At 60.5% G+C, this 22,513-nt stretch carries 18 protein-coding genes; 10 read left to right on the top strand and 8 right to left on the bottom strand.

Annotated features, from left to right (window positions below; translation table 11 throughout):
• Positions 1–21: 21 nt before the first annotated feature.
• Positions 22–1,248: a parallel beta-helix domain-containing protein gene (locus R3E82_01520; protein ID MEZ5549546.1), complete on the top strand. Its 1,227-nt coding sequence runs from the start codon at positions 22–24 to the stop codon at positions 1,246–1,248.
• A gap of 22 nt (positions 1,249–1,270) precedes the next feature.
• Positions 1,271–2,419, top strand: coding sequence for an SO2930 family diheme c-type cytochrome (locus tag R3E82_01515; GenBank protein ID MEZ5549545.1), 1,149 nt, complete (start codon positions 1,271–1,273; stop codon positions 2,417–2,419).
• Here R3E82_01515 and R3E82_01510 read toward each other — a convergent pair.
• The 4 genes from R3E82_01510 to R3E82_01495 all read right to left on the bottom strand — a co-directional run bounded on the left by R3E82_01510 (position 2,416) and on the right by R3E82_01495 (position 6,700).
• Complete coding sequence (locus R3E82_01510) at positions 2,416–3,462, bottom strand: IS630 family transposase (GenBank protein ID MEZ5549544.1); 1,047 nt, start codon at positions 3,460–3,462, stop codon at positions 2,416–2,418. The genes R3E82_01515 and R3E82_01510 overlap by 4 nt on opposite strands.
• Positions 3,463–3,660: 198 nt before the next feature.
• Positions 3,661–4,623, bottom strand: coding sequence for an IS5 family transposase (locus tag R3E82_01505; protein MEZ5549543.1), 963 nt, complete (start codon positions 4,621–4,623; stop codon positions 3,661–3,663).
• 126 nt (positions 4,624–4,749) lie between these two features.
• Positions 4,750–5,202: a GtrA family protein gene (locus tag R3E82_01500; GenBank protein ID MEZ5549542.1), complete on the bottom strand. Its 453-nt coding sequence runs from the start codon at positions 5,200–5,202 to the stop codon at positions 4,750–4,752.
• Complete coding sequence (locus R3E82_01495; protein ID MEZ5549541.1) at positions 5,195–6,700, bottom strand: MFS transporter; 1,506 nt, start codon at positions 6,698–6,700, stop codon at positions 5,195–5,197. Before R3E82_01495 ends, R3E82_01500 begins: the two co-directional genes overlap by 8 nt.
• 133 nt (positions 6,701–6,833) lie before the next feature.
• On the opposite strand from R3E82_01495, the gene R3E82_01490 reads away from it, so the two are divergent.
• Complete coding sequence (locus R3E82_01490; protein ID MEZ5549540.1) at positions 6,834–7,316, top strand: thioesterase family protein; 483 nt, start codon at positions 6,834–6,836, stop codon at positions 7,314–7,316.
• A 56-nt stretch (positions 7,317–7,372) separates the two neighbouring features.
• On the opposite strand, the gene R3E82_01485 is transcribed toward R3E82_01490, so the two are convergent.
• Positions 7,373–8,512: an acyl-CoA dehydrogenase family protein gene (locus tag R3E82_01485; GenBank protein ID MEZ5549539.1), complete on the bottom strand. Its 1,140-nt coding sequence runs from the start codon at positions 8,510–8,512 to the stop codon at positions 7,373–7,375.
• Positions 8,513–8,792: 280 nt separating this feature from the next.
• On the opposite strand from R3E82_01485, the gene R3E82_01480 reads away from it, so the two are divergent.
• Together R3E82_01480 and R3E82_01475 are read left to right on the top strand one after the other, a co-directional pair.
• Positions 8,793–9,089, top strand: a complete 297-nt coding sequence (locus R3E82_01480) for a hypothetical protein (GenBank protein ID MEZ5549538.1) — start codon at positions 8,793–8,795, stop codon at positions 9,087–9,089.
• Between the two features lie 205 nt (positions 9,090–9,294).
• A complete protein-coding gene (locus R3E82_01475; GenBank protein MEZ5549537.1) occupies positions 9,295–9,963 on the top strand; it encodes a 50S ribosomal protein L11 methyltransferase in 669 nt (222 codons plus the stop codon).
• Between the two features lie 26 nt (positions 9,964–9,989).
• Here R3E82_01475 and R3E82_01470 read toward each other — a convergent pair whose 3' ends face one another.
• Positions 9,990–10,745, bottom strand: a complete 756-nt coding sequence (locus R3E82_01470) for a hypothetical protein (GenBank protein MEZ5549536.1) — start codon at positions 10,743–10,745, stop codon at positions 9,990–9,992.
• Positions 10,746–10,907: 162 nt separating this feature from the next.
• On the opposite strand from R3E82_01470, the gene R3E82_01465 reads away from it, so the two are divergent.
• The 4 genes from R3E82_01465 to R3E82_01450 are packed head-to-tail and all read left to right on the top strand — an operon-like array spanning position 10,908 to position 15,183.
• A complete protein-coding gene (locus R3E82_01465) occupies positions 10,908–11,741 on the top strand; it encodes an enoyl-CoA hydratase-related protein (protein MEZ5549535.1) in 834 nt (277 codons plus the stop codon).
• Between the two features lie 29 nt (positions 11,742–11,770).
• The gene (locus R3E82_01460; protein ID MEZ5549534.1) at positions 11,771–12,706 is read left to right on the top strand and encodes an alpha/beta hydrolase; all 936 of its coding nucleotides are present in this window, start codon (positions 11,771–11,773) and stop codon (positions 12,704–12,706) included.
• A complete protein-coding gene (locus tag R3E82_01455) occupies positions 12,703–13,491 on the top strand; it encodes a DUF169 domain-containing protein (protein MEZ5549533.1) in 789 nt (262 codons plus the stop codon). Before R3E82_01460 ends, R3E82_01455 begins: the two co-directional genes overlap by 4 nt.
• Before the next feature lie 12 nt (positions 13,492–13,503).
• A complete protein-coding gene (locus tag R3E82_01450) occupies positions 13,504–15,183 on the top strand; it encodes an NAD(P)/FAD-dependent oxidoreductase (GenBank protein MEZ5549532.1) in 1,680 nt (559 codons plus the stop codon).
• A gap of 61 nt (positions 15,184–15,244) precedes the next feature.
• Here R3E82_01450 and R3E82_01445 read toward each other — a convergent pair whose 3' ends face one another.
• On the bottom strand, positions 15,245–15,505 hold the full coding sequence (locus tag R3E82_01445; protein MEZ5549531.1) for a hypothetical protein: 261 nt from the start codon (positions 15,503–15,505) through the stop codon (positions 15,245–15,247).
• A 304-nt stretch (positions 15,506–15,809) separates the two neighbouring features.
• Between R3E82_01445 and R3E82_01440 the strand changes: the two genes are divergently transcribed.
• Positions 15,810–17,624 carry an NAD(P)/FAD-dependent oxidoreductase gene (locus R3E82_01440; protein MEZ5549530.1) on the top strand — a complete coding sequence of 605 codons (1,815 nt, stop codon included), beginning with the start codon at positions 15,810–15,812 and terminating at the stop codon, positions 17,622–17,624.
• A gap of 56 nt (positions 17,625–17,680) precedes the next feature.
• On the opposite strand, the gene R3E82_01435 is transcribed toward R3E82_01440, so the two are convergent.
• Entirely contained in the window at positions 17,681–22,465 is a 4,785-nt protein-coding gene (locus tag R3E82_01435; GenBank protein MEZ5549529.1) for an NAD-glutamate dehydrogenase, read from the bottom strand.
• Positions 22,466–22,513 lie beyond the last annotated feature (48 nt).

Raw genomic sequence — 22,513 nt, 5'->3', positions numbered from 1 at the left:
GCGCAACTTGAGGGGATCACCATGACCACAACCAGTACACGGACAACCGTCTTTCTCGCCCTGGCCTTTACCGTTACCGCCTGTGGCCGGCCTGAGGCGCCACCGCCGCCTGCGCCAGAAGTCAGCTATGAAGATCAGCTGCGCCTTGCGCTGGAAACAGCTGTCCCGGGTACAGTGATCACCGTGCCCGCCGGCACCCACGCCTTTTCCCGTGGCCTTACGCTGAACACCAGCGGCGTGACCATTCGCGGCGCCGGCATGGACAGGTCGATCCTCTCTTTCAAAAACCAGATCGCTGGCGCCGAGGGACTGCTGGTAAACGCCAGCGACTTCACCATCGAAGATCTCGCTATCGAAGATACCGCCGGGGACGCGCTCAAGATCAACGAAGGCAGCAACATCGTGATCCGTCGTGTGCGCACGGAGTGGACGCGCGGCCCGCATACGGAAAACGGTGCCTACGGCATCTACCCCGTGCAGACAGAAAACACACTCGTGGAAGGGTCTGTGGCCATCGGCGCATCCGACGCAGGCATCTATGTCGGCCAGTCGCGCAATGTGGTGGTGCGCGACAGCAGGGCGGAGTTCAATGTCGCGGGCATTGAAATCGAAAATACGGTCAATGCAGACGTTTTCAATAATGTCGCCACCAACAACACCGGCGGCATCCTGGTCTTCAACATGCCTGATCTGCTCCAGACCGGACACAGCACCCGGGTCTTCGACAATCAGATCCACGACAACAACACCGGCAACTTCGCCCCTCCAGGTGGCGCCGTGGCCAGTGTGCCGGCAGGCTCGGGTATCGTAATCAACGCCAATGACAGGGTGGAGATATACAGCAACGAGATCCGCAATAACCAGACCGCCAACGTGCTCATCAGCAGCTATTTCAGTGCCGGCTACTCGAGCGATCGGGAAACCGCACCGAACTTCGACCCCTACCCCGAAACCATCTACATCTACGACAATCATTTCGAAGGTGGCGGCAATGCACCAGACCGGCCGCAGCTGGAAGCTCTGCGCGTGGCACTGTTCGGAGCTGAGGGTCGACTCCCCGATGTGATCTGGGACGGTTTCGTGAATCCGGCACTCAATGGTGCCGAGTACGCCATCTGTGTGAATAATGGTGAATCCCTCGTGCTGAACATTGACGCTGGCAACGAAAACAGGAATGTCACCACCGACATGACAGCACACCGCTGCGATCACCCGAAACTCTCCGGCGTGACCCTCGCTGCCGACTGACTCCCGGAAAGCGTATCGAGGGATGAAAAGCGCACTGACGGGCCTTTTGCTGATCCTGCTGCTCGTCGCCTGCGACCGGCACCCTCCGGTGCGCTCCTTTCCCCCGGACGCCTATCCGCAGCTCCTCTCCGAGTGGGGCATGCTGATCCGGACCGACTCACACCTGGTGCTCGGCGAGGGTGTACAAGCCTACGATCTGAACACGCCGCTGTTCACCGACTATGCCCAGAAACTGCGGACCGTCTGGATGCCACCAGGCACCGCGGCGACCTACCAGGCAGACGGTGCTTTCGATTTTCCCGTGGGCACCATCGTCAGCAAAACCTTTTTTTACGGCGTTCGCTCCACTGCACCTGCGGAAGTCGCGTCAGGCACTGCAACTTCCGGAATGGTGCAGGCCGAATACGCGTGGTCGACCGGGCAGGATCTGCCCCTGCACAACGTTCGCCTGATGGAGACCCGCCTTCTGGTAAGACAGGAGGCGGGCTGGGACGCGCTGCCTTACGTGTGGGAAGGAACCGATGCCCGCCTGAAGATCGCCGGTGCACTCATTCGCGTGAATCTCGAATACCCGCAGGGTGCTGTCGAAGCCCTGCCCTACATCGTGCCGACCCGCAATGAGTGCGCCGCCTGCCACGCAACAGATCACAGCACCGGTGAACTCCAGCCCATCGGCCTGAAGGCCCGCCATCTGAATCGCGCCTACCTGGGGTCGGGCGAAAACCAGCTCAGAGAATGGCATTCTGCCGGTCGCCTGCGGGAGCTGCCCGCCCTCGAACAGATCGCACGAAATGCGGATGCGGCCGATGCTGCACAGAGCATCGAACGGCGCGCGCGCGCCTACCTGGACATCAACTGCGGACATTGCCACAACCCGGCGGGAGCCGCTGACACCTCCGGCCTGCTGCTGGACGCGTCGACGACTTCGCTGCGTGCGCTGGGTCTGTGTAAGCCCCCCATCGCGGCGGGTCAGGGCACGGGCGGCCGGGCTTTCTCAATCGTCCCGGGACAGCCAGACGGGTCCATGCTGGTATTCCGCATGCTGAGCACGGATCCGGGCAGTCGCATGCCCGAGCTCGGTCGCTCTCTGGCGCACAGAGAAGGGGTAGCACTGGTCAGTGAATGGATTGCCACCCTGCCCGGTGAGTGCATTCAGACTTCCGCCGACTAGTGGCCTGTAACAACTAATTGTGGACTGAGATGTTTGCTGGTGTCGGCGTACTTCCACTTCACGGGCTTCGGCGCCTTGTTGTAGTGCTTGATGTACCGCATGAGCTTGCGGCTCAGGTCTTTGACCGAGGTAAAGATGCCTCGCGCAATCACGTCCCGTTCGATCTTGGCGAACCACAGTTCGACCTGGTTGAGCCAGGACGAGTAGGTCGGCGTGAAGTGCAACTGGACGCTCGGATGTTCTTCAAGGAACGACTGCACCTGCTTGGTCTTATGTGCGGAGAGGTTGTCGGCGATCACATGGATCTCCTTGCCCGCCGGCTGGCTGGCCACGATGTCGGTGAGAAACGCCACGAACTGCGCCGAGGTATGGCGGTCGGTGGTCTTACCGAGCACTTCCCCGGTCTTGGTGTTGAAGGCGGCATACAGCGACAGCGTGCCATGTCGAAAATATTCGAAGCCGTGGCGCTCAGCACGACCCGGCGAGAGCGGCAAGACCGGTACCGTGCGATCCAAGGCTTGGATCGCGGTCTTCTCGTCCACGCAGAATACGACCGCGTGCTGCGGCGGATTCAGATAAAGTCCGATGATATCGGCGGCCTTGGTCTCGAAATCCGGATCCGTGGAAGCCATGTAGCGCTCCAGCCGGTGAGGCTTCAAGCCGTGCTTCGCCCACACGCGCGCCACCATCATGTGCGACACGCCGAGTTTCTCCGCCAGCCGCCGACTGCTCCAGTGCGTGGTGCCATCCGTGGGTGCCTTACGCGTCGCATTAAGAATCCGCGCCTCCAGTTGCGGCGTCAGCCGAGTCGCCGTTTGACCTCGATGGCGACTGTAAAGCCCGGCCAGCCGCTGCTGCGCAAACCGTTTGCTCCAGCTGGCAACGAAGCCACGGCTGCAGTCGAGCCGATCGCACACTTCGTCCCAGGTATGGCCGTCTGCCAACATCAGAATCAGCTGAGCTCGACGCGCATCTTCGGCTCGGCCGGTACGGCTCTTCGCGCGTCGTTGCAGCTCAACTCTCTCCGCACTCGTGACTTCCATCGCGTTCCTCCAAATACTGGGCGCAATGATAGCAGTCTATGAATGGTTGTTACAGGCCACTAGGGAACCTCTGCACAGGCAGGTGTGTAGAGGTCCGGAATGATGAATTTAGCTCGAAGCATCAGCAATTCAGGCGGAAAACGCGCAGTTAAGCTCTGTTGGAGGCCGTTTTCGGCCTCTTCCGGGCCATCATCCCGTTCACGAGAGACACCACTCCCGTGGCAACAACCTGCGTCTGAGCATGTACAAGTTGGCCAGCGCAAACGCGGTGTAGAGCCGGACCGTGTTCTTCGCCAAACCGCGATAACGAACCTTGCTGAAGCCCCACAGCCGTTTGACGACATGGAACGCGTGCTCGCCTCGGGCTCGCGCCTTCGAACGGCATCGGTTGAGGTAGCGTTGGTGCTCGGTCAACGGGCGCTGCTTGGTGCCGCGACGGTTGACCCGGTAGCGGATACCCCGCTCAAGGGCCGCCTGCCGATCCGCCTCCTTCCAGTAGGCTTGGTCGCCAAAGATCTCACGCTCTTGTCCATGCAACAGATCCGGAAGCTGGGTGATGTCCGCAGCACCCGCATGGGTCGTGGTCAGACTGTGGACGATGCCGCGCCGGTCCGTGCCGACATGGGCCTTCATCCCGAAGTGCCAGTCCTTACCCTTACGGCCCTGTCGCATCTCCGGATCGCGCGCCTTCTGGGCGTTCTTCGTCGACGGCGGCGCGGCAATGACCGTGGCATCCACGATGGTCCCGCTCTTCACCAGCAAATGCCGTTCCTCGAGCAAGCTGCGCACCTCGTTGAAGATTGCCTCGGTCAGATCATGGGCTTCCAGCAGATGCCGGAACCGCAGGATCGTCGACTCGTCCGGAATCTTATCTTCCGCGAGCTCGATCCCGGCGAAGCGCCGCATCGACTCGCTGTCGTACAGCGAGTCCTCAGCTTGCGGGTCCGACAGGTTGAACCAGTTCTGCATGAAGTAGACACGCAGCATCCGTTCCAGTGGATGGGGATGCCGACCAGCACCCGCCTTCGGATAGTGAGGCTCGATCAAGCTCATCAACCGCGCCCAGGGGATCACCGCGTCCATCTCCCTGAGAAACCGCTCGCGGCGCGTCAACTTGCCTTTGCGATCCCACGCCGCCGATGCAAATGTCGTCTGCTTCATCAGTTCCCAATACCTCGACAACCTGGCGAGAATTATCAATCATCCGCACGCACTTGTGCAGAGGTTCCCTAGCGGACCGGGCGTTCCCGGACCGCTGCGTGGTCGTTGGCAGGTCCCCACTCTCTCTCAATCAGGATCGTCCACATCGGGGTGAAAGCGGTAAACAAATTTCCGGACCAGCAGGAAGTTGTTGATGGTCGCCAGCACGTTGCCGATCACCATGGCGACGAGCGGATGCTGCTCAAAGGGACCCACCACGACCAGTCCCGCAAAGGTGCCCAGATTGATGCAGGCCCCCGCAGCCTGGATCACCAGGTAGTTGAGAAAACGGGAGTGTCGAATGGAGGCCCCGAAGGTGAAGCGTGCGTTCAGAAAATAGGTCGCGCTGATCGCAGCACCCCAGGCAATGACCCGACTGCCGATGAGCTCAGCGTCTGAGCCCGCCAGATTCACTCCGTACAACAGAACTGTCATCACACTGATGTCGATCACGAAGCCCCCGGCCCCGACGATCAGAAATCGGCTGAGCTGCCTGTGCAGGCGATTATCGAGTCCGCTGTCGCTCCCGGACTCAGCCATGACGTTCCTTCAGCGCCTGCATGATTTCTGCATGGCGATGCCGGTCGAGCCGATAATTCGAGTAGCACCACAGACACACCACCGCGAATCCGGCCACGATCGGTCCGTATATGAGACCCAGCCAGGCGATGGTCTCGGCCGGCACATCTGCAGCGCTTTGTATGTGCGACCCTCTCGGCCAGCTGATCAGATCGAGCGCTATTCCTCCGACCACGTTACCAATGCCCGTAGTGAATTTGCCTGAAAACGAAACGGATGCGAAAAACACGCCTTCCTGACGTCGACCGGTTTTCAACTCATGCTCGTCGACGATGTCTGCAATCATCGAGCCGAAAGTTATGAGCGCCTGCACCACACCCGCACCCTGTACGAACTTGACCAGGACCAGCGTAATCACCAGCGTGTCGGTACCGTTTTCGGGAAACCACCCGAGCAGCCGCAGCACGACCGGAAGGATCTGACACAGCGCCCACCAGCCGGTGCCGAACACGACGGATGGCAGTTTGTCGAAACGCTCGTTGAGCTTCCGGGCGATCAGCGCTCCGGACATGATCCCTAACGGATAAGCTGCAAAGAAGGCAATGTTGCCACCGCTCGACAACTCCCAGAAGAACGTGTTCATGTGCAGATTCAGAGCACTGTCTACACCTACCATCATGAACACGATCAGCACGCCCGAGAACAGCCAGGCGAAAGACCGATTCGCCAGCGCTTCCCGGATCTCCCGAAACATGCGCGCGACGATCTGCAGGGCGTTCAGCTGCTCCGCAGCACCCCGGGGCTGAGGCAGGAAGGGGATCCGCGACCGCGTGCCCAGCGCAGACACGAAAATCGAAATCACCATCAGCACACCCAGAGCGAACGCAAAGGGCGCATATGCGCTGGCGCGGAACTGTCCCCGGGGAAACTCGGTGCTTTCGTGGAAAAACAGCGCAAATCCGACCACATAAGCTAACAGTGTGCCGAAGGTACTGAAGAACTGGCGGAAGGCGACCACAGTGGTCCTTTCATGGAAGTCGGTCGATAGTTCTGCACCGAGCGCGATATGTGGAACGTGGTAGAGCGTCATGGCGGCTCTTGTGAGCACCGCAAAGGTCAGCAGCCAGGCAAAGAGGCCGAACTGGCTCAGGCCCTCCGGCGGGCTGAAGAGAAAAAAGAAGGAAACAGCCAGAGGTGCAGCAGCCAGATACATGAACGGATGACGCCGACCCCGGGACGAACGCCAGTTGTCCGAGACAGAGCCCGCCAGAGGATCCGTGATCGCGTCAAAAATCAGCGCGATACCGACGGCCAGTCCGGCGTAGGTCCCCGAAAGCGCCAGGACCTGGTTGTAGTAGAAGAACAGAAACACGCCGAAGGCGCCGTTCTTGATGCCCTCCGCCGTCTGGCCGAAGCCGTAGGCAAACTTGACCGGCAGTCCAAGGGGCGGCATATGGGCCACCCCGTCGGGCGGTTTCGCTTCTGCCTTCGGAGTTGTTGGTGTGGGGTGCGCTGTCACGAATGTGTAGGTCTCTGCTGGATTGAAGAGTCGCCGGTGCAGCTACAGGCGCCACCTGGTGAAGCGCCTGATTGGTTCACGAGGGTCGTCGGCCAGAGTACCATCTCGTTCCCGAAGCATACGGAAATTTTCAATGTGGGAAGCACCCATCCGCTGCCCGGAACAGGGCCTGGAACCGGAGTGGATCGACTACAACGGCCACCTCAACATGGCCTTCTACCACGTGCTGTTCGACCGGTCAGTGGATCACGTCTACGACCAGCTTGGAATCGGCGCGGACTATGTGCGCGAAGGCAGAGGCTCCTGCTTCACCATGGAAGTGCACGTGCACTATCTCAACGAACTCGTGCTCGGTGACCGGGTGAGGGTGGAATTTCAGCTGCTCGACCACGATGTCAAACGCCTGCATTTTTTCGAGCAGATGTTTCATTGCGAAACCGGTGAACTGGTCGCCACAGCAGAGCAGCTCGCACTGCACGTGGATATGACAAGCCGACGCTCTGCGCCGTTTCCGGAATCAATATTGTCCCGTATCGACGAACTTGCTGCTGCTCACCGCGACCATCCGGCGCCTCCCCAGGCAGGGAGCCGGATCGGGATCCGCAGGAAACACTGAAGCAGCCGACATCCGCCTGACAGTGTACTCACCGCCAGGCGGGAGACCGTCAGCGCTCAATAACCTTCGAGTTCGCCATAGCGGTTGCGATGGAAGTTCACATCACCAAACGTCTGCTCGGTCACGGCAGCGCGCTTGATGAAGAACCCGATGTCGAATTCATCGGTCATCCCGATACCGCCATGCATCTGTATCCCTTCCCGGGACACCGTGTGGAAGGTTTCCCCGACTTTGGCCTTGGTAAGGCTGGCCAGCTTAGCGACTTCTACTGCGTCACGACCTTCGTCGAGGGCGGTAAGCGCTTCAAGCACGCAGGACTTGGACAGTTCAATCTCGCAGAACATGTCCGCCGCCCGATGCTTGAGTGCCTGAAAGGAACCGATCGGCACACCAAACTGCTCGCGCTCCTTCAGATAGGCGATGGTCCGCTCGAAACACTCCTGCAGACTGCCCAGCATTTCCGCGGCGATGCCGATTCTGGCGATATCGAGGGTCTGATCGAGAACGTCCGCACCCTTTCCCGCCTCACCGATAATGGCTTCGGCAGTGACACCGTTCAGTTTCACATTGGCGGCGTTGCGGGAGTCCGCCATGCGGGTGCGGGTAATCTCCACACCCTTCGCCTTGGCATCGACCAGGAACAGACTGATACCTTTCCGCTCACCTGCTTTGCCTGCGCTGCGCGCAGCCACGATCAGTTTGTCTGCGACATGGCCATCGAGCACAAACGTCTTCTCGCCAGTGAGCTGCCACTTGCCGCCTTTTTCTTCCGCTCTGGTGGCAACACCATATGGGGAATGCCGGTGCGACTCTTCAAGTGCCAGCGCCAGCAGGAGCTCGCCGCTCGCAACCTTCGGCAGCAGTTCCGCTTTCTGTGCATCACTGCCACCGACGTTGATCGCTGTCCCGCCGACCCACACCGTGGCAAACAGGGGGCTGGCCGCAAGCGTCCGGCCGGTTTCTTCGGTGACCACACCGAGGCCTTTGTAACCGAATGCCAGTCCACCGTGTTCCTCCGCCCAGGGAATGCCCGACCAGCCCAGTTCGACCATCGCCTTCCAGGTCGCGCGATCGAAACCATCCGCATGGTCATCATCACGCAGTTTGCGCAACTGGCTGATTGGCGCGTTGCTGGAACAGAAATCCTTGGCGGAATCTTTGAGCATGTTCTGCTCTTCATTGAGAATCATCGGCATCGTGGCGGCTCCCCCGGAACGGACCAGTAACTGGTTAATCCTGGCTGTTAGCTGTTTATAAAAAGTCAGTCCATGACCAGCCGAGACCCTGATTATCGGAGAGGATCCTGCGGCAGGCCCGGTATTCTAAGACCTTCACACCGGGACCATCAAACATTGTGACGATTCAATCCTCGCCGCCAGATACGAACGATTTACAGCGGTTACATCGACAACGCTGCATGAGTGAGATCCCGCGCATAGACTGCCTGCGTGTTTCGAGGAAGGTCCGGATAAAACCGTGCGATTTGCACCCAAGCTCACCGCCAGGATTCTGCTCGCAGCGGCACTCTCTGCCACAGCGATTTCCGCTGCTGAGGCACGATCACCGGACAATCTGTCAAATAAAGTGACTTCTATCCCGGCACAGACCACGGAGCACCGCCACGAACGCCAATCTGACGCCACTACCCGGCCCCAGAACGCCACCTTGAAGACCGGTGTCACGAGTAAGGCCCAGGATCTGGCGGTTTTCGCTTTGATCGGGCTGGGCATCATCGGCCTGCTCTGGATCCGCCGCCACACCTCTGAACTGTAACCGGTCGACCTTCTGTCGGGCGAGCAGCCTGTTGAAACAGTCTGGTTTGCTCAGCGCGCCCTCCGGGAGGCTCTGGCGCGAGGGCCGACTACGTTGCACCTCCTGGCAAGGTCACACACATCGCCTTCGAGGTGCGTCTTGCCCGCCCGCACGTCAGAAACTCATGCTTTCGAGACCTTTTTCAACAGGCTGCTAGAGTAGGCCTATGACCATCGCCCGCCTCCAGGCCCTGCTCAACCGGACTCTGCCCGATGCCCGCATCGAACCCCTGTCGCTTCCCGGCTGCGGACCTATGAAGCTGGGTCTGATCAATGCCGACTATGCTCCCGGGCCCCTGGATCCCGAAGTCATGCGGGCCGTGATCCGCGAACCCGCCTACTGGGCCTTCTGCTGGGGCAGCGGTCTGGCTCTGGCCCGGTATCTGACCCGGCATCCCACCCTGGTCCGCGGCCGGCGCGTCGTCGATCTGGGCTCCGGATCCGGGGTGGTCGCAATTGCGGCCGCGCTGGCCGGCGCGGACCGGGTGATCGCCTGTGACAACGATCCGGACGCTCTGATGGCGACAGGCATCAACGCCGAGCTCAATGGTTGCAGAATCGAGCTTTCCGACCACCTCTATCGGTTGCCCGCCGACAACGATCTGCTGCTGATGGCAGATGTGCTGTACGATGCCGGCAACCTGCCCCTGCTGACCGCTGCAAAAAACCTGGCTGACACTCTGCTGGTAGCGGACTCGCGGATTGCCCGCCTGCCGGACCCGGCCTTCACCCTGATCGACACGATCGAAGCCCGTACCTGTCCGAATCTGGGGGAATTTGATGAATTCCGTTCCGCGCGCCTGTTTCACTGGGGAACACCGCTGGAACTTCACTGACCTGACGGACCCCTGCTACTCAGTCATCAGAGCCGGGCGTTGAACTCCAGCAGTGCCTGAGCCGAGACCGCCTTCCGTGCCAGAGCCAGTTCCGTCGCCGTTCTCGAGTCCGCGAGCCAGGCACTCGCGGCGTTCGAGTCCGGGAATGCAAGCACCACCAGCGTATTCCAGTCCACCTGCCCCGCAACCACATCCACCGGTGCCTGCCAGACCATCTGGCCGTGGAAAGGCCCAAGGGTCGCAAAAACCGAGGCGAGCGCCGCCGGAGCAGCACCTGCGACCCCCGCAGCGACAGCCTCCGATGGACTATCTGCCTGTTTTTCCTCTCGAAGTCGCAACAGCCACAGCAGCAGTGCACCTTTCTCCTCAAGCACTTCAGGCTGGGTCGGTGTGCCCAGAAGCAGTGGGGGTACGGCAGCGGCCAGATCCCGGTATTCCGCGCTGGTCAGAAGCTGCACAACGTCAGCACCGGCTGCGAATCTGTACACCAGCAGGTCATCTCGCTCGTCAGCCAGACGCCCGGAGTGCATGGTCGTGAGCGCGCCGCGCCAGAGCAGCTGGCCTTCTTCCTCCCGCACCAGTTGCCGCAGCTGCTGGAAATAGCCGCTCGAATCCGTGCCATCGGGGACGGATGCCAGATGCACCACATAGTAGGGCGTGCTGCGACGGTCACCGTCCACCGCCAGGGAAACGACCGCAGGCCCGAGCCACCACACACCCACCCCGAAGGTGACACAGAGCGCCAGGAGAAACCACAGAAAGGCTGCGAATGATCGATTCAAGATGGTTGAGAGCCTCTGATCAGCTGGCACGTCGCAACGGGCCGTACCTGCATCCAGGTATGACACACCGCGCCGGGAATGGTATCGCAATGGACGCTGCGTCGCCCCGTACGGTACATTTCCTCGCCATTGAGGAATGCAGAAACACCGAAGGAGCGCGCAATGAACTATCAGGACATTCTCTACCGGGTGGAAGATCCGGTCGCGATCATCACCATGAACCGGCCGGACAATCTCAACGCATTCACAAATCGCATGCTCGCTGAGATCCGTCACGCGCTGGCCGCAGCCGAGCAGGATCCGGCGGTGATCGGCATCGTGCTTACGGGCGCGGGTCGCGGCTTCTGTGCCGGAATGGATATGGGCGCGCTGGATGCGCTGTCCTCCGGTGGCGGCGAGCGCGAGGATCTCAGCGCGCTGGACGCGAATCCCGGCGATCCCCGGCTCGGACCCAATTTTCAGGTGACCTTTTCTTATCTCCTGGCGATCCGTAAACCGCTGATCGCCGCGGTCAACGGGGCCTGCGCCGGACTAGGATTCGTGTTCGCCCTGCTTGCTGACATGCGGTTCGTCGAACGCCAGGCCAAATTCGCCACCGCTTTCGCCCAGCGCGGTCTGATCGCAGAGCATGGCGCCAGCTGGCTGCTGCCGAGGATGATCGGGCCAGGCCGCGCGCTGGACATCCTCTGGAGCGGGCGCAAGTTCGACGGGGTGGAAGCCGATCGCCTGGGTCTTGCCGAGCGATTGTGCGATACGGGTACCGCACTCGAGCAGGCCCGCACCTACATAGAGGAACTTTCCAAAAACGTTTCTCCCACCTCGCTGCGTACCATCAAGGCCCAGGTGTACCGCCATCTGAATATGCAGCTCGGCGAGTCCATGGAGGAAACCAATGCCTGGATGGCGGAGAGTCTGGAGCAGCCGGACTTCAAGGAAGGGGTGAAATCCTTTATCGAGCGTCGCCCGCCTGCCTTCAAACGCCTGCAGATCGACTGAGCTGTGGGAGTTGATCTGAGGAATCCCAGATGAGTGAGCCAGGATCGCTGCAGATCGACGCCAATGGTGTGGCCCTGCATGTCTACACACTCGGTGATCCCGCAAAGCGACCGCTGGTGATGCTGCATGGCATGCGGGATGTCGCGCTGAGCCTGCTGCCGGTCGCTGAGCACCTGAGTCACGATTACCATGTGCTGCTGCCGGATCTGCGTGGTCACGGTCGCAGCGCACGTCCGGGGAACTACGCCCTGCCTCAATACCTGTTCGACCTGCACTGTGTGTTTTCCCGGTTGCTCGACAGTCCGACAGTCGGCGAGCGTAGCTCTCACCCGCAGCCTGCCGCCCTGTTCGGACACAGTCTCGGTGGACAGATTGTCAGCCGCTTCGCCGCGCTGTTTCCGCAACTCGTCGCGGCAGCCGTGATCGTGGAAGGTCTCGGTCCTCCGGATCGGGCCATGGACCCGGCCACCGCATTGACTGTCGAAGGCGACAGATTGCTCCAGACGCTGGGTATTCCCGTGCAATCACGCGCACTGCCGAGTATCGAATTCGCCGCAGAACGCCTGCGCGCCAACAATCCCCGCCTGCAGCCGGACCACGCGCTCGCGATTGCACGACGTGCCACCGAACTCGATCAGGCGGGCAATCTGCACTGGGCCTTCGATCCCCGGGTGCGTTCAGTCTTTCTCGGCGGCGCACCGATCGAAGGTGAACGTTACTGGTCTGCCGTGCGCTGCCCCACCCTGATCATCAGCGGCCGGCTTGCCGCCGAATACTGGCGCGGTGCGGTCCCTGCAGGTGCCGGCTGGCAGGGCGAATTCGCCGCCGGGGAACTGGAGGCGCGGGTGGCACTTTTTCCTGACCACGAGCATCTGGCCTTCGAGCGATCCGGGCATATGGTGCACTTCGATGAACCGGATCACCTCGCCAGCGCGGTTGGCGATTTCCTGAGGAGACGATTATGAGCGACCTGATAGCGACCGAACATTCTGCACTGGATTTTGAATCCATCGTCAGCGATCTCAACAGACTGCTGCGCCTGCGTACCACACCCATCGGGATGAAACTCTTCGAGACCCGGGAGGCAATGGAAGCAATTCCACGCATCCGCCGGCCGAGTGCCATTCACACCACAGATCAGATCGTTGGCATGGCCTCGCGCAACGGCTGGACGGTCGGCATTACCGTGGAAGACCTTGTCGGCGCCCAGTGCAGTACCGTCATCGGGCTGCATCCGCGCAGCGAGGAATGGCTTTCCGGCAACCGCATGAAGGGGGTCTGGTACAAGGAAGCGGGAGATGCCAGCGCACATCAGGCTGCGATGGACGTCGTCGAGCACGGCAGGTACGAAGCGATGGTGGCAAGTCCACTCACCAGCGGTCGATTGAACCCTCCGGACATCTGTCTCATTTACGCCACGCCGGCGCAGATGATTCTGTTTATCAACGGACTGCAGTGGACGGGGTATAAGAAGCTCGACTGGGGATGCGTGGGTGAGTCTTCCTGCGCGGATTCCTGGGGACGCGCATTGAAGACGGGCGAACCCAGCCTGTCGATCCCCTGCTTCGCGGAGCGGCGCTACGGTGGCGTGATGGAGGATGAACTGCTGATGGCGCTGCCGCCGCAGTTCCTGCCAAAGATCATCGCCGGGCTTGAAGCGCTTTCCCGCAACGGTCTGCGCTATCCCATTGCACCCTACGGTGTGAACAACGATGTCCGCGCGGGCATGGGTGTGAGTTATGCGAGCTGATCCGGAGTACCTATGAGCAATCCCTCTTCCACCGCTGCAGCTCGTGGATCTGCAGACAAAGTCTCCAGCGACACGGCGATCGAACTGGACGCGCTCATCGTCGGTGCCGGATTCGCAGGCATGTACATGCTGCACAAACTGCGCCAGCAGAGACTGGATGTCCGCGTACTGGAAGCGGGCAGCGGCGTGGGCGGCACCTGGTACTGGAACCGCTATCCCGGCGCCCGCTGCGATGTACCCAGCATCGAATACTCCTACAGCTTTTCCGACGAACTCCAGCAGGACTGGAACTGGACCGAGGTGATGGCCGCCCAGCCCGAGATCCTCGATTACGCCAATCATGTGGCGGACCGCTTCGATCTGCGTCGCGACATCACATTCGACACCAGGGCAGTGTCGGCCCGCTTCGATGAACTCAGCCAGCGCTGGCAGATCCGCACCGATACCGGCGATCTGTATTCCGCCCGTTTCTACATCATGGCCACCGGCTGTCTGTCGGTGCCGAATACCCCCCGCATCGAAGGTGCAGACGACTTTACCGGTCCTGTCTATCACACCGGCTGCTGGCCCCACGAAGGCGTGGACTTTACCGGTATGCGTGTCGGCATCATCGGCACCGGCTCCTCGGGAATTCAGGCCATCCCGGTGATCGCCAAGCAGGCTCAACACCTTGTGGTCATTCAGCGCACGCCGAACTACACCATGCCGGCCCACAACAGCCCACTGAGCGGGGAATATATTGCTCAGGTGAAGTCAAATTACGATGAGATCCGCCAGACCCAGCGGGAATCCCTGGCCGGCATTATCGGCTACGGCTTCGGTTTCGGCGGTGCGGACAGTCAGGAACCCGTCGCCACCATTATCGACACGACACCCGAGCAGCGGCGCGCAGCTCTGGATGCCGAGGGTTTCAGTGCCATCAGACGTTTCGCCGATATCGGTCTGAGTATGGAAGCGAACGAACTGGCCTGCGACATGTACCGCGAACAGGTCCGCCGGATAGTTCGAGATCCGGATGTTGCCGAGAAGCTCTCACCCAGGGGCTATCCACTGGGCTGCAAGCGACCGGTCATCGACACCGACTACTACGAAACTTTCAATCGCAACAACGTCACACTGGTGGATCTGCGGCGCGGTGCTCTGCGGCGCATTACCCCGAACGGTGTGCACACCGGGCAGGGAGACTTCGAGTTTGATGCGCTCGTGTACGCGACCGGCTTCGATGCCATGACGGGTCCATTGCTCAGCGTGGACATTCGCGGGCGCGCCGGCACACGACTGGCCGACCACTGGCATGCGGGCCCGCGCACCTACCTCGGCCTGCAGATCAGCGGATTCCCCAATCTCTTCACGATCACCGGCCCGGGCAGTCCATCCGTGTTGAGCAACATGATCGTCTCGATCGAGCAGCACGTGGACTGGATCAGCGCCTGTATCGCCCATATGGATCAACGCCAGCTGCGCACCATCGAGGCAACAGCCGCCGCTGAGCAGGCCTGGATCGAGCACGTCAACGAAGTCGCCAGCGGCACCATGCTGACCGCTCCGTCGTGCAATTCCTGGTATCTGGGTGCCAATATCCCCGGTAAGCCCCGCATATTCATGCCCTACGTGGGGGGAGTGGGCAATTACCGGATCAGGTGCGATCAGGTGGCAGCCGCGAACTACGAAGGATTCGAGCTGCGCGCCTGACGCGCGGGCGGCTTCCGGAAGACGCGTCTGCAGAAGGACGCGTCTTTAAACGGACCAATCTTCAGGAAGACGGTGCTGCGGCGATGAGTCTGCTGTTGAGATCGAGCAGCACTTCATCCTCGATCATCGATGCCAGTTCCGCTGCGGCGATCGGCTGCTCGGCAGTTTCGGCTCCCGGCAGCACCTCTGCGACGACCACAAACTCTACCGACGACGGTTGTGCGGGGACGCTCAGGGGCTCATCCGCAAAGGCCAGGGTGGGACTCACGCAGAGCAGGGCCATCAAAAGACGGGTCTGAAGGTTTCTGGTCAGGTTCAACATGTTACTTATCTACCCATTTGGACGGTGGGCATTCTAGGTAACAGGTGGTCGAATTCTGTGACCTGGTCAGCGGATTCCCCTTTTCAACGCCACCTCTCCTTTGCGAGCACGCGTGCGGGCACGCGCTTGTAACATTTTGAAACATGATTCAGTATTCAGCGATGCCGAAGCCCGTTCTGAGCCTTTCCACCGGGAAAAAATCCGGCCCCGGCCACTGCCCCCGCCCGGAAGCGACCCGCGCCGGGATCCTCGACGCCACTCTGGCGCCGTAACCCGTTCAGCGAACGCAAGAGGACCCGCACTGATGAGCGAGACAGTCGTATCACCCGGAAAAACCCTGCCCTTCGACCCCGACGCATTGCGCGAGCGCTATCGCATTGAACGCGACAAGCGTCTGCGTGCCGACGGCAATCAGCAGTACCTGGAAATGACTGGTGAATACGCCCGCTACCTCGAAGACCCCTACATCGGCGAAAAGATCGCGCGTGAGCCGGTGACGGACGAAGTCGACGTAGTCCTTATCGGCGGAGGCTTCGGCGGTCTGCAGGCAGGCGCACGACTGCGGGATGCGGGCATCGAGGACATCCGCATCATCGAAAAAGGGGGTGATTTCGGTGGTACCTGGTACTGGAACCGCTATCCCGGTGCCCAGTGTGACATCGAGTCCTACTGCTATCTGCCGCTGCTGGAGGAACTCGGCTACGTGCCTAAGGAAAAGTATTCCTACGCCAGGGAAATCCTGGCCCACAGTGCACGCATCGGCGAGCACTACGATCTTTACAAAGGCGCGCTCTTCCAGACCGAAGTCACGGGCCTGACCTGGGACGATGCGGCCGCCCGCTGGACAGTCTCGACCAGCCGGGGTGACGCCATTCGCGCGCGTTTCGTTGCAATGGCCAACGGTCCCCTGCATCGTCCGAAACTGCCCGGCATTCCCGGCATCAGAGAATTCAAAGGCCACACCTTCCACACCAGCCGCTGGGACTATGCGTACACGGGCGGCGGACCGGACGGCGGACTAGACAAACTGCACGATAAACGTGTTGCCATCATCGGCACCGGCGCAACCGCCATTCAGTGTGTGCCCTTCCTGGGAGAAGCTGCGCAACAGCTTTATGTCTTCCAGCGCACCCCTTCCTCAGTGGACGTGCGCGGCAACACGCCCACTGACCCCGAGTGGGCGAGCAGTCTGCAGCCCGGCTGGCAGAAGGCCAGAATGGAGAACTTCAACGCACTGGTGTCCGGTGTACCCCAGGAAAAGGATCTGGTGGCGGATGGCTGGACAGACCTTATCGGCAAGATCGTCCATCAGTTCCAGAAATCCCAGGGTCAGAGCAACATGACGGTCCCTGAGATGATGGAGATGGCCAACTTCGAAAAAATGGAGGAGATCCGGGCCAGGGTGGACGCCCTCGTGGAGGATCCGGAAGTGGCGGAAAAACTGAAGCCCTACTATCAGATGTTCTGCAAACGCCCGACCTTCAACGACGACTTCCTGCCGACTTTCAACCGCCCCAACGTAACGCTGGTGGACACCGACGGCAGAGGGGTGGAACGCATCACCGAAAAGGGGCTGGTGGTCAATGGTGTCGAATACGAAGTGGACTGCATCATCTACGGCACCGGCTTCGAGGTAGGCACCAGCTATACCCGTCGCTCCGGCTACGATGTCATCGGACGGGAGGGTAAGACCCTCAGCGACCACTGGCGCGACGGCACCCGCACCCTGCACGGCATGGGCGCCCACGGTTTCCCGAATCTGTTCATCATGAATACCTCCCAGGGTGGTTTCACTGCCAACTTCCCCCACCTGCTCGACGAAACCGCCGTACACCAGGCACACATCATCGCGACTGCGCTGTCGAAGGGATTGACCCGGGTAGAGGTGATCAGGGAAGCGGAGGATGCGTGGGTGCAGACGATCCTCGGTTTCGAGGGTGGCCCTCTGGGCGGACTCGGTGGTCCGGGTTGTACACCCGGCTACTACAACAACGAAGGTCAGCCGAATCCGAACGCTCAGCAGTCCGCGCCCTATGGCGGTGGCTCGATCCGCTTTTTCGAACTGCTGAAACAGTGGCGCGAAGACGGCAGATTCGAAGGATTGAAGTTCAGCGCCTGAGTCGACACGACCGCGCGCCGGAGCCTCTGAGCTTTCAAGACTTTTTCAACAGGCTGCTAGCGCAGGGACCGACACAGATCTCCGAGTTTTCGGCAGGTCATCGCGTACATGGAAAATTCCTGGACTGAGGCATGCTGCGCATCCGCCATAACCGCGCGCCAGTCGCCGGCAAATCGCTCCTGGGAGACAATCCAGTCCGACACGCTGCCGCCGCTATCAGTCAGTACACGACCTGCCAGAACGCCCTGCTGGGTCTTCACATCATCGAGCAGTGCGTCGCGCTCCATGGCCTGCCAGTGACTGGTGGAAGACAGCGCTGCAAGCTGTTCACTGAGCCAGTCGAGACCCAGCGTCTGGGACAGTTCCACGTAGACCTTCGCCACATCCCCCGCCGGCGCACCGGTCTGATCCGCAGCGTCGATGATGGGCAGCGCGTCCGACAGGCGTACGGCCCGGGCCGTATGTCGGGCAAGGGGTTCCGGCACACTCTCGGCAACCAGCTCTGCAACCGCCTGGCTCCAGTCCTGGGACTGGATGTCGCTCATGAACATATGGCGGTTCTCGATCAGTTCCGCGGTTCGTGAGCGATATCTCTCCACGAATTCCCCCACGCTGGAGAGATCCCGGTGATGTCGCAGGATCCACCGGGTCGCGCTGCGGCCGAGGCGGGAAATCTCAAGCATGAGATCGAGGCGGATGTTTTCGCTGGTGCTGGAAGCAGCAGCCACAGCGTCCATCCACTCACGCAAGCCAAAGCTTTCCGAGAAAGCGAGATAAGCCTTGGCCACCGCATCCGACTTGCCGCCGACATATTCCATGAGATGCGCGGCAAACGTGATGCCCATGCTGTCGACGATGGCATTTGCGAGCTGACTGGCGACGATTTCCGGCAGCAGCCGATGCTGCAGTATGGCTGCTTCGTGACCGGCAACAAGCGCCTCCGGAAACGCACGCAGCGCCTCCCGCGCGATCGTCGGATCCCGGTGCACACCGGCAGCACTGAGCGTGTTCTTCAGATGAATCTTCGAGTAAGCCAGCAGCACGGCGAGCTCAGGCCGCGTCAGACCCCTTCCGAGGCCCACCCGTTCGATGAGTTCCTCATCTGTGGGCAGATACTCAAGCGCCCGGTCCAGACCACTGGCTGTCTCCATACGGGTGATGAAACGCTGATACTCGGAGGCCCGATGCTGCGCATGCCGGGAGGCGAGGCTGAGCGTTCGCGCCTGATTCCGGTTGTTGGTCAGCACCAGTTCAGCGACCGCATCGGTCATGGAACCGAGCAGTGTATTGCGCTGCTTGAGTGTCATGTCCTGGCGTGCAACCACTTCATTGAGCAGAATCTTGATATTCACTTCATGGTCTGAACAATCCACACCCGCAGAATTGTCAATGAAGTCGGTGTTCACAGCACCGCCCGCGAGACTGAATTCAATTCGCGCGCGCTGGGTCATGCCGAGATTACCGCCTTCACCGAACGCGATTGCGCGCAGTTCTCTGGCATCGACTCGCAGATGGTCGTTAGCCCTGTCGCCGACATCGGTATGGGTTTCGAAGTGAGCTTTCACATAGGTGCCAATACCGCCATTCCAGATGAGCTGCACCGGCGACTTCAGCAGCGCATTGATGAGTTCATCCGGTGCCATCCTGTCTGCTTCGATCGCAAAGCGCTCCTGCATCTGCGGACTGATCTTGATGGACTTGAGGTGCCGGGGAAACACCCCGCCACCCGCTGAAATCAGCGACCTGTCATAGTCGCCCCAGCTCGACTTCGGCAGCGCGAAGAGCCGCTCCCGTTCTGCGAAAGACACAGCCGGATCCGGATCCGGATCGATGAAGATGTTCAGATGATTGAATGCGGCCACGAGCTTGATGGATTTCGACAGCAGCATGCCGTTGCCGAATACGTCACCGCTCATATCACCGATGCCGATCACGGTGATCGGGTCGTTCTGTACATCGATACCACGTTCCGCAAAATGCCGCTGTACGGATACCCAGCCGCCTTTTGCGGTGATGCCCATCTTCTTGTGGTCGTAACCGTTTGATCCACCGGATGCAAAAGCGTCGCCCAGCCAGAAACCATAGCGTGCAGATATCTCATTGGCATGGTCCGAGAAAGTCGCCGTACCTTTATCCGCAGCAACCACCAGGTAAGGGTCGTCACCATCGTAGCGGCGTACCCGCGGCGGCGGCACCAGCTCTCCCTGCACGAAGTTGTCGGTGATATCGAGCAGACCGCTGATGAACTGCCGGTAACAATCCACCACATCCCGCGGTGTGCCACCCCGCACCGGCTTCAATACGAAGCCGCCTTTGGCACCGGTGGGCACGATCACACCATTCTTCACGATCTGGGCTTTCACCAGCCCCAGTACTTCCGTGCGGTAATCCTCCAGCCGATCAGACCAGCGCAGACCTCCCCGGGCGATCGGTCCACCGCGCAGGTGCACCCCTTCGAAGTAAGGCGCACACACAAACACCTCGTACAACGGCATGGGCTTCGGCATGGCAGAAACTTCGGCCGGCTTCAGCTTGATCGACAGGTACGGTTTCGGCTGATCCGCTTCGAGCTGATAGTAGTTGGTACGCTTGGTCGCTTTCATCAGCTCGAGAATTCGGCGCATGACCCGGTCTTCGTTGAGCACGTCGACCTGCTCCAGAGCAGCCAGAATCTCAGCCTCCACTGCCGCTGCCGGGCCGGCTTCAGCATCTGCGACCGAAGTTTCTGCGACCACTGCATCTGCCCGCGCAGATTCCGACACTGCAAAGCGGGTCTCAAAATAGTCGAACAGCAGCCGGCTCAATGCCCGGTGTTTGTCCAGAGTGGTACTGATGAAATCCTGACCGAAGCCGAAACGGATCTGTTTCATGTAACGTGCAAAGGTGCGCAGCACGCCCACCTGCCGCCAGCCCAGACCGGCGCCCAGCACCAGACGGTTGAACCCATCATCCTCTGCCTGACCCCGCCACACCCGCACAAAGGCTTCCTCGAACAGGCGCCCGCCGGCGGTGAGATCGATCTCACCTGTGTAGCGCAGCACGAAATCATGAATCGAGACCGCGGCCTGAGAAGATCGTACAACCCGGTAGGCATGTTCGCCGATCACCCGCAGGCCCATGTTTTCCAGCTTTGGGATCATGTCTGAAAGCGGCAGTGGTTCACCCAGATGAAATATCTTCAGCCGCAGAGTCTCATCGCTGTCTTCCGGAAGACGATGAAAGCGGGTCATGAGACTGTTCTGCTCACCCAGTGATTCGACATTGGCCACATCGTCTGCCGCAAATTTTGCGGCATGGTGTTCCCGGTAGCCGGCGGGGAAGGCGTTCGCGTATTCGACCTGCAGCCGACGGCCTTCTGTTTCACCGAATGCCGACAGAAGCGCACTGTTGAATTCCGAGCTCCAGTCACTGATCAGCTCGCCGATCTGTGCTTCGAGGGCGAGGCGATCGATCTGCGCACGGGAGCCGGGACGAATGCGCAGAATGATCTGCAGCCGTACCAGAATGGATTCCGACAGCAGAATGTCGTACTCGGAGTCCACTGCATCGAAGGCATCCACGAGCAGTTCTTCGACCAGCATCCTGGATCTGGTATTGAACAGGTCCCGGGGCATGTAAACGAGGCAGTTCACAAACAGTCCGTAGTTCTCCCAGCGGAAGAAAACCCTGAGCTTGCGACGCTCATGAAAATGGGTGATCGCCACGGCCGTTTCCAGGAGCTCATTTTCACTGATCTGGAAGAGTTCGTCCCTGGGATAGGTAGAGAGAATCTGTGCCAGCACCTTGCCATCAAAGCCACCAGGATCAAATCCGGAGCGCTCCTGTACATTGCGGATCTTGCGCTGTACCACGGGTATGCGGGAGGGGTGCTCCATATAAACGCGGGAAGTGTAGAGCCCGAGGAATCCCCGTTCGCCGATGACATTACCGCTGTCATCGAAGCGTTTGATGCCCACATAGTCCGGATAGGCAGGACGGTGCACGCGGGATTTCGTACCGCTTTTCGAGAACGCCAGCAGCCGCGGCTCGAGCAGAAACTTCCGGGTCGCCTCCGGTTGCCCGGATATCCGCCGCTCAGTGGCTCGCGATCGGTGTTTCAGAATACCCAGGGGTTCACCAACCTGCGCGATGGTGTCATTCCGGTAATCGAATTCCCGGAAACCCAGGAAAGTGAAGTTGTCCTTGCTCAGCCATTGCAGGAAATCCAGTGCCTCACGGAGCTGCTCCGCGGGGAGAGACCCGCCCATGGTACCGAGCTCGTCGACGATGGCCGCAAGTCGTACCTTCATTGGCTGGTAGTCGCCGACTGCCGCCTGCAGATCGGCTAGGGTGGCGTCGAGTCGACTTCGGAGCTCGGCCAGATCCTTGTCTGCCACCCGGTCTATTTCCGCGTGGATCAGCAGTTCCCGGTGACCCGTTCGCTCAAGGGTCAGCGATTCGATGACGCCGCCTTCGTTGCGCTCGACTCCGAACACCACATTGTTGAGCAGATGGGTCACCAGACCATCGTGGGACAGGGCCATGAGCACCGAGTCCACGGAAAACGGCATGTCCGGCCCCATAACCTGCACGACCGTGTGTCGCGACTGCCAGCCATCCCTGGAGCGGACCGGATTACGGATTATGATCTGCACATCACCGGCAGCTCGTGACTTGAATGCCCGCCAGCTTTCGATGCAGAGCCCGGCGTCGTCGTCCACGTCCCGATCCTGCAGATCCTCCGCCTGCACCTGGGACCAGAACAGCCTGGCAAAACGGCCGGCGGCCTGGTATTCGGACTCGGTTACCCGGATCGCAATTCGATTGTCCAACCGCTCGAGATAGCTCTCAGTCTTGGTCAACGTGTCCATACAGTCCCTGTGTTGCGGCGACAATCCGCGGTCCGCCTC

The sequence above is a fragment of the Pseudomonadales bacterium genome, assembly GCA_041395945.1.
Classification (GTDB): domain Bacteria; phylum Pseudomonadota; class Gammaproteobacteria; order Pseudomonadales; family Azotimanducaceae; genus SZUA-309.
Note: the sequence above shows the minus strand (reverse complement) of the source record. Positions and strands in the feature narration are given on the sequence as shown.